Below are 10,327 nucleotides of genomic sequence, written 5' to 3' on the forward strand. Positions count from 1 at the left end.
CGCAAAGATAACGTTTTTCCGGCTTATATGCGAATGATTAGAGAGTCACTCCATTCTTGAAGATGGCAATCTCACGATAGCCTTTCTTTTCATTATTGGTCAGCTCGCCGCTGGCTACCTTAATAATATAGTCCGTAAAGCGACGGCAAGTCTCTTCCATCGGTTCGTTCTCAACGATGACACCGGCATTGAAGTCAATCCATGTCGGCTTGTTTTTTGCCAACGTGGAGTTGGTCGAAATCTTCATGGTCGGGACATACGTGCCGAAGGGGGTTCCTCGTCCGGTGGTAAACAACACCATGTGGCAACCGCAAGAAGCCAGTGCGGTGGCTGCCACCAAATCGTTGCCGGGAGCAGAGAGCAGGTTCAACCCCTTTACCTTCAGGCGTTCACCATAAGGCATCACGCCCATTACATAGCTCTTACCACACTTCTGCGTGCAACCCAATGCCTTTTCTTCCAACGTAGAGATACCTCCCGCCTTATTTCCCGGTGACGGATTCTCACCCACCGGTTCGCCGTGTGAGAGGAAGTAAGACTTGAAGTCGTTAATAAGATGTACAGTCTGGTTGAAGAGCTCCTCGTTCTTGCAACGGTTCATCAGGATGGTTTCCGCACCGAACATTTCAGGCACCTCGGTCAGCACAGACGTTCCACCCTGTGCAATCAGATAATCGGAGAACATGCCCAAAAGCGGATTGGCGGTAATACCAGAAAAGCCGTCCGAGCCACCACACTTCAGACCGACACGGAGTTCTGACAAGGGCACTTCTTCACGCACATCTTTGCTGGCAACAGCATAAAGCTTACGCAAGATGCGCATACCCTCTTCGATTTCATCCTCCACTTTCTGGCTGACCATGTATTGTACGCGTTCCGGGTCTACCTCACCGACAAACTCCTTGAATACGTCCGGTTGGTTGTTCTCGCAACCCAATCCGACCACAAGCACAGCTCCGGCATTGGGATGAAGCACCATGTCACGCAAGATCTTCTTGGTATTTTCGTGGTCATCACCCAACTGGGAACATCCATAATTGTGTGTATACGCCATGATAGCGTCCACTCCCTTACCACCCGTTTCCTGACGGAGCTTCTCGGCAAGCTGGTTGGCAATGCCATTCACACAGCCTACAGTCGGGATAATCCAGATTTCATTACGGATACCCACATCACCGTTTTTGCGGCGGTATCCCTTGAAGGTACGGTTCTCATGGGGGATGCCCAGCTCTACATTCACGGGATTGTAGGTGTACTCAAGCAGTCCGGCAAGGTTGGTCTTGATTTGTTTCTCATTGATCCAGTGTCCTTGTTTGACGGGCACTTGTGCATGTCCGATGGGGTAACCATACTTGATTACCTGATCTCCTTCGGCAAAATCCTTCAGCGTGATTTTGTGTCCGGCAGGGATATCTTCGGCTACGGTGATAGTTATGCCGTCTACGGTGATGGTCTCACCGGCCTTGAGTTCCGATATGGCTACAGCCACATTATCAGCAGGGTTGATTTTTAAATACTTGGTTTCCATAATATACGCTTATGTTCTTTAATAATATGATTTCCGAACTGTGTTCTATTAGGGCACGAATTTAAACATTTATTTCTGAATGCGGTTCAATCCAGTCCGAAAAATCTTTGAAAAGGAACAATAATCCGAGCATACTCAGAGCCGGTAAAACGGAAAATACGTGCTCGAACACGGAAGAGCGATAAATTTTGTCCTCAAATAGTTGGCTTTTCGTTTTTAATGACTACATTTGCATGATGTTTAATCGAATCTACTAATTCTAAGGTATAATTACTAAACACACACAATTATGGGAAAAATCGTAACATTAGGCGAGATCATGCTGAGACTCTCTACACCGGGTCAGAAACGTTTTATCCAATCAGATGTATTTGATGTAGTATATGGCGGCGGCGAAGCCAACGTAGCTGTAAGCTGTGCAAATTATGGTCATGATGCTTATTTTGTAACCAAATTGCCCAAACATGAAATTGGCCAGTCGGCTGTCAATGCACTTCGTAAATATGGTGTGAAGACCGACTACATTGCCCGTGGTGGTGACCGCGTAGGTATCTACTATCTGGAGACCGGCGCTTCCATGCGTCCGAGCAAGGTAATCTACGACCGTGCCCACTCAGCGATTGCAGAAGCTGAGCCTAGTGATTTCGATTTTGATGCCATCATGGAAGGTGCTGACTGGTTCCACTGGTCAGGCATCACACCGGCTATCTCGGACAAGGCTGCCGAGCTGACCAAACTCGCTTGTGAAGCTGCCAAGCGTCACGGTGTGACCGTATCCGTTGACCTGAACTTCCGCAAGAAACTGTGGACTAAGGAGAAAGCACAGTCCATCATGCGCCCGTTGATGCAATACGTTGACGTATGTATTGGTAACGAGGAAGATGCTGAACTTTGCCTGGGCTTCAAACCCGATGCTGACGTTGAAGGTGGCAATACCGACGCAGAAGGCTACAAGGGAATCTTCGAGCAGATGGCCAAGACCTTCGACTTCAAGTATGTCATCTCTACCCTTCGTGAATCATTCTCTGCTACACACAACGGCTGGAAAGCAATGATTTACAACGGCAAGGAATTCTATACCTCCAAGCGCTACGACATCAACCCGATTATCGACCGTGTTGGTGGTGGTGACTCCTTCTCCGGCGGTATTATCCATGGTCTGTTGACGAAGCCCAACCAGGGTGAGGCTCTTGAGTTTGCCGTTGCTGCTTCCGCCTTGAAACATACCATCAACGGTGACTTCAACCTGGTTTCCGTAGAAGAAGTTGAAAGCCTTGCAGGTGGTAATGCCAGTGGTCGTGTTCAACGATAAACCATGGCTTCAAGCAAGAATGTAGAAACTTTATAAGCATCTAAGAATAAAAAATATATGGCTAAGTTTGATAAAGTAGCCGTGCTGAACAAGATCGGTTCAACCGGTATGGTTCCTGTGTTCTATCACAAGGACGTTGAAGTAGCAAAGAAGGTAGTTAAAGCCTGCTATGAAGGTGGTGTACGTGCATTCGAATTCACCAACCGTGGCGATTTTGCCCATGAAGTCTTTGCCGAAGTCGTAAAATTCGCAGCAAAAGAATGCCCGGAAATGGCCATGGGTGTGGGTTCTGTAGTTGACCCGGCAACAGCTGCCCTCTATATCCAGCTGGGAGCCTGCTTCGTGGTAGGTCCGTTGTTCAACCCCGAAATTGCCAAAGTCTGCAACCGTCGTCTCGTAGCTTACACCCCGGGCTGCGGTTCCGTATCCGAAGTAGGTTTTGCACAGGAAGTAGGTTGCGACCTCTGCAAGGTATTCCCCGGCGATGTTTACGGTCCGAACTTTGTAAAGGGTATGATGGCTCCGATGCCTTGGTCAAAGATTATGGTGACCGGTGGCGTAGAACCTAGCAAGGAGAATCTCACCGCATGGGTGAAAGCAGGTGTATTCTGTGTAGGTATGGGTTCCAAGCTCTTCCCGAAGGATAAAGTAGCTGCTGAAGATTGGCAATATGTAACCGACAAGTGCAAAGAAGCATTGGGTTACATCGCTGAAGCACGCAAGTAATCCGTCTATCGGCATATTCCCAAAACGGGTTGTTTTCAACAAGAGGTTGAAGGCAACCCGCTTTTTTTATGGCAATAGATGTGGAACGACCTCTTTTCTTCCTATCTTTACCTCCCCTACCCTGAGCCTTACTACCTATTTCTTGGTAGACAAAGGCTGGAAATACCTACAAATGGGGATTGGCTGTTCAAACAGTTTCATGTTCCTTTGTATACTAATTATTGGATATCCACTAAACGGATATTCAGCATAAAAGCTCTATGTATGGATTATAAAAGCGTCAAATTCATGCCCTCCGACAAGATGGGCGATTTAATAAACCACGATTACAAGTTGTTGTTGGTGATGAGCCGTTTCGGATTGCCATTAGGCTTTGGTGACAAGACGGTGGAACAGGTCTGCCGAGAGAAGGAAGTCAATTGTCCGACTTTTCTGGCAGTAGCAAACTTCATCCATGAAGGGAACAACCTGTTGGAAGGCAACCTGTCACAAATCTCCGTCCGTGACTTGATGGACTATCTCAAGCAGGCACACAGCTACTTCTTGGATTTCTTCCTGCCTTCCATCCGCGAACGGCTCGTGCAAGCCATCAGCAAGTCCATACACAGCGAAATCACCTACCTTATTCTGAAATTCTTCGACGAATATGTGGCAGAGGTCCGCCGACACATGGAGTATGAAGAAATGAATGTATTCACTTATGTCGACGCCCTGCTGGACGGTACTCCAGACAGTCGCTATACAATCAGTGTCTTTGCCCGCCGCCATAACCAAATCGGGATGAAGCTAGTGGAGCTGAAGAATATCATATTAAAATACTATCCTGAACAAGGAAACAATAATCTGCTCAACGCCGTATTGATTGATATCTTCAGTTGTGAAGAAGACCTTGCGTCACATTGTAAGATTGAAGACTTCCTGCTCGTGCCGGTAGTCCGTCAGTTGGAAAAGAAAAAAGGAATATTATGAAAGACGATGTAATGTGGATTGCTGTCGCCGAGTCATCGGCAATCGTGCGTCATGGGATGCTTACCATCCTGAAGCACATGCCCGAGACAGCACATGCCATCCAGCTGATTGAAGTCAGCTCTTTGGAAGCTTTGGAAAATTGCATGCAGAGTCATGTCCCCGATGTCCTGATTGTCGACCCGGCTTTTGAAGGATGGTTCAACATTGACAACTTCAAAGCCGACCAGCAGGCTGCTTCCGTCAAGTGTATAGCCTTACTGTGCAACATGACGGACCAGAACCTGTTGAAGAAATATGATGAGTCAATCACTCTCTATGACAACGAAGAAGTAATTTATACGAAAATAAATGCGCTTTTCCAGTCTCAGAAAGAAGAGGAAGATACCGACACCGATACACTGAGTCAGCGGGAACGGGAGATTATTACATGTGTAGTCAAGGGAATGACAAACAAGGAGATTGCCGAAAAGCTTTTTATCTCCATCCACACCGTGATTACTCACAGACGGAATATCTCCCGCAAACTTCAAATCCATTCTCCCGCCGGACTAACTATCTATGCGATTGTCAATAACCTGGTTGAATTGGGTGATGTAAAGATGTAAACTGTTCGTTTTTGCGCCCCATTCTACCTATAAATAGGGATTCGGCATGTGTAATATACCTTCTAATAGGGATTGCAGGAACAGTGAAACCCCTCTATCTTTGCAATGTCATTAAGAAAGATAAGTTAGTTAGTCATAAAAATTACGTAACCACAATTTATTAATTATTAGTACATAAATTGCAGGCTCGCCCCCCGAAGTGATTTCGCGGGGCGAGCCTGTTTTTGTTAAAGCAGAATACAACCAGCCTCAGGTTACTATTTTTGAGCCATCAGCGTTTCCGTCCCTGCTGGACGAGAACGGCGAACGAAAGACGTTTGAACGCTTTTTGAACGACGTTCGGAAGGTCGACGAGACCTACAACTCCAACTATCTGCGGGCGGAGTACAACTTCGTGCAATCATCGGCGGAGATGGCAGCCCGGTGGGAGCGGTTCTCGGAGGACGGCGACCGCTACAACCTGCAGTATCGCACGGCAGGTGACGACAAGGTGCGTCCGGAACATGCCGCGCTGAACGGTGTGACCCTGCCGCCCTCTGACCCGTTCTGGGAGGAGTTCTACCCGCCCAACGGCTGGAACTGCCGCTGTACCGTGGTGCAGGTGCGCAAGGCGAAATACCCCGCCACGCCCCACGACGAGGCGATGGCACTTGGCGAGGAAGCCCTGCAACGGGACACGAAGCGAATGTTCCGGTTCAACCCCGGCAAGGAGCAGAAGACCTTCCCTGACTACAACCCTTACACCATCCGCCGGTGTCGCGACTGCGACATCCCCAAGGGCAAAGTCAAACTGGCAAGGTTCGTTCCGGAGAATGAGGTATGTGAGGCGTGTAAACTACTTCGAGGCATCAAAGAGGTTCAAAAAGAACAAATAGAAAAGAACCGCTCCTTGTACGGTAAACTCATCAAAGACGAGAAATATAAGGATGTCGTCTTTGACGAAAAGAACGGTGGCCTGAAAGCCACCCACATTGGGCACAACTTAGACAAAGACAAAGGCTGGTATGAGACCACAATACAAAATGTAGGATATAAGCATGGACACTCTGTAATTTTGGAAGAAGAGCCACAAAATGTATATAAGGGTAAAAGTTGCGAGGGACTTTGGGACAACCTTAAATTTGAGGTTGCAGGTGCTGAAAGCGGCACACCTAACAATATAAGGAATGCACTCAAACATTGCGCATCAAAGCCTGAATCAAGAATTGCGGTTCTGTTCTTCCCTAATGGAAACTTCTCTTCGGAGAACTTCCAAACCGGTCTTGCAAAATTCAATGGTCTAAAGGGAACCTCACAGTACAAAAAGTTTGATTTGATTTACTGCATCCAAGGTGATGAAATCATACAAATAAAAAAGCCAAGTTAGAAACTTGGCTGGAGCGAGAGCGGGTCTCTAAAGGTTGCCCCATCCCTCGCACTGCAAAGGTAATAACAATTTTCTAAACCACATCAAGATATGGAGGAAAAGATACAAGATGAGAAAATCAGGAAGGCTCTCAACGCCTCAGTAGAGCATACGCTGCGCTTGCCGATAGGAGGACTATCCCCACGCACAACAGCCAAGGGAAGATTTTTGCAAGCCATGAGGCGGTTGACGAGGAGACCTGTCCGACGACATCCACAGAACCTTCTTGATATTGCCTTAAAGTATTCGAAAGCGCTTTCAACCTTAGTTTGTACTGCAAAAAACAATACAATACACCGGCAAGGACTGTCAGCAACAGAAATAACACACTCGCTACTGTCAGGCAGCGAAGAAGCATATTCCCTCGTGACATGTCACCAAAAACAGAGATTATGCCTATTAAGGTTGCGGCTGTGCCTGACAGATGGCGTATTAACGATTCATGCTGAAGCTCCACTTTCTCTTTGGCTTCAATCAGCTCTCGAACAAAGCCATTCCAACCTTCTCCTGTATCATGTAGTACTGTCATCTTTTTTAGGCACAAAGGTATAACATTTCATGTAAAAGCCCCGGCGGTAACTGTCCGTCGGGGCTTCATCGTTGCGACTCGTGCGCCCTATCGCAACAGGTAACGCACGGCATAGCTGTCGATGCTCTCAAGTATCTCCTCGTGGTTGTGGTTCGTGTTCGTCTCCACCAGCGACAGTCCGTTGAAGCTCTCCCCGCTCAGTCCGTCAAGAGCCTTATAGACCCGGTGGGCGAGGTCGAAGGCTGCATCGTACCCACCCTCTGTCCAGTCGGTCACCAGGTGGATGGTGACGATACCTCTGCCGCGTTGGCTGCCGCCCTGGAACGGAGCCCACTCGATTTTCCCAAACTCTAATTGTACTTTTGAGCTATCAGAGACAGCTCGCTTGGTGTTCGGACACAAAAAAAGCCGGTTGTGATTTGCTTCTAAATTACTACCTTTGAACTATCAGAGACAGCAATTATAGATGTGACACATTGTGTCTTGATGTTGTGATTTGCTTCTAAATGATTACCTTTGAACTATCAGAGACAGCGTAGTCTATCTATTCTAACCGACAGAGCTAGTTGTGATTTGCTTCTAAATGATTACCTTTGAACTATCAGAGACAGCTGACGCGGCTCTCTCGTCCGTCGGAGGGGAAGTTGTGATTTGCTTCTAAATGATTACCTTTGAACTATCAGAGACAGCGATGCCCTTGTCGTGCGGAAGGCGGGCAGGGTTGTGATTTGCTTCTAAATGATTACCTTTGAACTATCAGAGACAGCAGATTATATACTATTCTCTGAATATAAACAAGTTAAATACCCTATTAGGAAAATAAAAAAAGGCTGTTTCAAAACAATAAATCCCACTCTGAGGTGGGATTTATTGTTTCTAGAAGAGTTCCAATTGCTGTTCTGCCCCAACAGCTATCATCAAAGGACTCCTCTTGCCAGATATTTGCACATCTAGCGTAGGGATAGACAGCAACTCCGCTTTTTGACTTTTCGTGAGTTCTACTTTGCTCATATCATATCGTCCAGACATTTGAAAGACCAACCTATCAACATATGGACGATAAGGTTCCATAATATCATCAGCCAAACAATATGCATTGTAACGATTATAATGATGGATGCCAAGAGTAGGGACTGTCGTTTAATTCCATCATTATGAGTAATTCGGCAGACAGTCCCTGTATTTTTCCGTTTGAACTCATCATTTTTTATATCATCAGCTTCATTTGGAATCCGATTTTTTCATTTTCCGCCACAACTGGAGACAATACTCCTATAAAGGTTCCGTTCCACATATAGAACATCAGGCAGTCTGAACAATTTCGGCGACTTCCCTCCGAAAAAGCTGGACTACATTCGCCGTGTGAATGCCAAAGAAAATGTACGGGATTTCGATCTATCTCGTCCTTGCCTTGATTCATTTCAAGCCATAGTATTCCTTCTGCATTCCGAACGACCCCTCCATCTTTGTCGCCCTCACCCTCGCCAATTCTTTGCGGATGATATCATTCTTTTTCTTCACGAGCTCCGGACGACCTCTCTTTACAAACGAAGTCTGTATCCCTCTTTCCCTGCAGTACTCCTGGTTGGCTTTACCAGCATAGCCGGCATCTCCTCCGACTTGCGCCGCATCCACCCCAAAAAGCCTCCGGTGTATCTTCAGGCAGTGCTACAGTCTGGTTTCCTCATTGAAAGCATTGAACGACAGCTTCTCGATGAAGGAGAGTCCGTCAATCAGGATATTGTTGCACTTTGCTCTGAACTTCACTCTCTTCACTTCCTTACCTCTCACGATCGGTCTCACATAGGGTTTGCTGATGCTCACTATCCTGTCTTTCACGATCTATCCTCACATCGCAGAATAGCTGGTAGTGGATGTAAGGGAAGCTTAAGAGATATTCCATAGAAATTTTATACCTTAGCCATATAAATTTGTTTTTGTAATACAGTAAATGTTACTGAAACATTTAGCAAACGAATAATGAGAACTACAAAAATACTTTTCCTCCACGGTTTCTTTGCCTCGGGCAGTTGCATACCTGCCCAAGCATTGAAGCAGGCATTCGAAAGTAAGGGGGAAGTCCTCACGCCCGACCTTCCGCTTCACCCTCGCGAAGCTCTCACATTCATTACAAAACTTTGCTAACGTGAGCATCCAAATGTATTGGTGAGCAATAGCAACGGCTCATTCTTGGGGCAGATAGTGGCATCACGTTTGGGAATACCTGCCTTGTTGGGTAATCCCCATTTTGAAATGACCCGTTTCCTTTCCGAACGCATTGGAGCGCATGAGTACAAATCACCACGAGCGGACGGACAGCAACATTTCGTGATAGACCAACCGCTGATAGATGAGTTTGCCGATATTCAAGCCCATCAATGGGACGATTGCCGGCCAGAAATGACCAACCATATTTGGGGACTTTTCGGAAAGAATGACCATTTGGCTCACTTCGAACCGCTGTTCTTGCAACACTACACCCATGCTTATCACTTTCCCGGTGCCCATACACCTACGGCAGAAGAGGTACGAGAGTATTATGTGCCATTGGTAGAAAGACTTATAGAATAAGGTCACTCTCTACCCCATACAACGGAAAGAAGTGACCCTAACATTAATCTTCAGTAGATTCCCGGATAATACGCAAAGTTTCTTTCTTATACTCTCTACGGTTATACTCTTCTCCCCTGCATATCCAGCAGCTACATGGAGTTCCCGTAGATTGATAAACTTTTGCCCATTTTTCTTTTGCCAACTCAAACCAATGTGGATGATTGTCCATACTTCCATCCTCATGGATAATAGGAGTTCCATAAGCTGCATAAAGAATCATGCGAGCCTTAAACACACGCGACATCTGTTGACGTCTCCAAAGTTTGTTTCTTTTGTCCATCGTCTCTTTGTATTAAAGTTAGGATGAACAATGACTTTACTTTTGTGAGACTTAATGTATCCATAGCTATTCCTTTTTATTATTCCAAATTCAAAACAACTTCCTCAAATCCATCGAAAGAAAATCCTCCGTACTGAGGCCACCCTCTTCCACAATAAACGCTGATTGCGGATGGAACAGCTTGCGGAATTTATCCAATCCCTTCGTACACTTCTCCACATTGCTTTTCAACCCAATGGCGACCACCGAACCTTTCTTGCGCAGGACGAAATTCACTTCATACCTCTACATTTTACTCAGTGGACTAAGTATTCTTGCTCAATGCAAAATATCATTTATATTTTATGCAACAAACATTGT

General features: G+C 46.3%; 11 protein-coding genes, 2 pseudogenes and 1 CRISPR repeat array. Of the genes and pseudogenes, 6 read left to right on the forward strand and 7 right to left on the reverse strand.

Annotation, left to right across the window (positions count from 1 at the left end; translation table 11 throughout):
* Positions 1–37: 37 nt before the first annotated feature.
* A complete protein-coding gene (locus tag C8275_RS10610; protein ID WP_106485081.1) occupies positions 38–1,528 on the reverse strand; it encodes a UxaA family hydrolase in 1,491 nt (496 codons plus the stop codon).
* A gap of 289 nt (positions 1,529–1,817) precedes the next feature.
* Here C8275_RS10610 and C8275_RS10615 point away from each other — a divergent pair, with 289 nt between their 5' ends.
* The 5 genes and pseudogenes from C8275_RS10615 to C8275_RS10635 form a co-directional block, all read left to right on the forward strand.
* Entirely contained in the window at positions 1,818–2,840 is a 1,023-nt protein-coding gene (locus C8275_RS10615) for a sugar kinase (RefSeq protein WP_022385795.1), read from the forward strand.
* A gap of 57 nt (positions 2,841–2,897) precedes the next feature.
* Complete coding sequence (locus tag C8275_RS10620; protein WP_106485082.1) at positions 2,898–3,566, forward strand: bifunctional 4-hydroxy-2-oxoglutarate aldolase/2-dehydro-3-deoxy-phosphogluconate aldolase; 669 nt, start codon at positions 2,898–2,900, stop codon at positions 3,564–3,566.
* A gap of 264 nt (positions 3,567–3,830) precedes the next feature.
* Entirely contained in the window at positions 3,831–4,535 is a 705-nt protein-coding gene (locus C8275_RS10625) for a hemerythrin domain-containing protein (RefSeq protein ID WP_022385797.1), read from the forward strand.
* Entirely contained in the window at positions 4,529–5,140 is a 612-nt protein-coding gene (locus C8275_RS10630) for a response regulator transcription factor (RefSeq protein ID WP_199881962.1), read from the forward strand. Before C8275_RS10625 ends, C8275_RS10630 begins: the two co-directional genes overlap by 7 nt.
* Before the next feature lie 274 nt (positions 5,141–5,414).
* Positions 5,415–5,985: pseudogene (locus C8275_RS10635) on the forward strand (phage minor head protein); the annotation flags it as partial.
* A gap of 651 nt (positions 5,986–6,636) precedes the next feature.
* Here the strand turns inward: C8275_RS10635 and C8275_RS10640 are convergent.
* From C8275_RS10640 to C8275_RS14870, 5 genes and pseudogenes are all read right to left on the reverse strand, one after another.
* Positions 6,637–7,074 (reverse strand): hypothetical protein, encoded by a 438-nt coding sequence (locus tag C8275_RS10640; RefSeq protein WP_106485083.1) that lies wholly within the window; start codon positions 7,072–7,074, stop codon positions 6,637–6,639.
* A gap of 87 nt (positions 7,075–7,161) precedes the next feature.
* Positions 7,162–7,476 (reverse strand): hypothetical protein, encoded by a 315-nt coding sequence (locus tag C8275_RS14655; RefSeq protein ID WP_157948250.1) that lies wholly within the window; start codon positions 7,474–7,476, stop codon positions 7,162–7,164.
* Between the two features lie 9 nt (positions 7,477–7,485).
* A CRISPR array of direct repeats spans positions 7,486–7,841; the repeat unit is 47 nt; unit sequence GTTGTGATTTGCTTCTAAATGATTACCTTTGAACTATCAGAGACAGC.
* A gap of 136 nt (positions 7,842–7,977) precedes the next feature.
* A pseudogene (locus C8275_RS10650) lies at positions 7,978–8,208 on the reverse strand (CRISPR-associated endonuclease Cas1); the annotation flags it as partial.
* Positions 8,209–8,490: 282 nt separating this feature from the next.
* Positions 8,491–8,709, reverse strand: a complete 219-nt coding sequence (locus C8275_RS14985; RefSeq protein ID WP_369861191.1) for a transposase — start codon at positions 8,707–8,709, stop codon at positions 8,491–8,493.
* 33 nt (positions 8,710–8,742) lie between these two features.
* On the reverse strand, positions 8,743–8,877 hold the full coding sequence (locus C8275_RS14870) for a hypothetical protein (protein WP_369861192.1): 135 nt from the start codon (positions 8,875–8,877) through the stop codon (positions 8,743–8,745).
* Between the two features lie 363 nt (positions 8,878–9,240).
* Here C8275_RS14870 and C8275_RS10660 point away from each other — a divergent pair, with 363 nt between their 5' ends.
* Positions 9,241–9,645: a hypothetical protein gene (locus tag C8275_RS10660; RefSeq protein WP_234395747.1), complete on the forward strand. Its 405-nt coding sequence runs from the start codon at positions 9,241–9,243 to the stop codon at positions 9,643–9,645.
* Between the two features lie 43 nt (positions 9,646–9,688).
* Here the strand turns inward: C8275_RS10660 and C8275_RS10665 are convergent, their stop codons facing one another.
* On the reverse strand, positions 9,689–9,967 hold the full coding sequence (locus C8275_RS10665; RefSeq protein ID WP_022384404.1) for a hypothetical protein: 279 nt from the start codon (positions 9,965–9,967) through the stop codon (positions 9,689–9,691).
* Positions 9,968–10,327: the final 360 nt, after the last annotated feature.

Origin of the sequence: Bacteroides sp. Marseille-P3684 (assembly GCF_900291465.1) — a bacterium.
Classification (GTDB): domain Bacteria; phylum Bacteroidota; class Bacteroidia; order Bacteroidales; family Bacteroidaceae; genus Phocaeicola_A.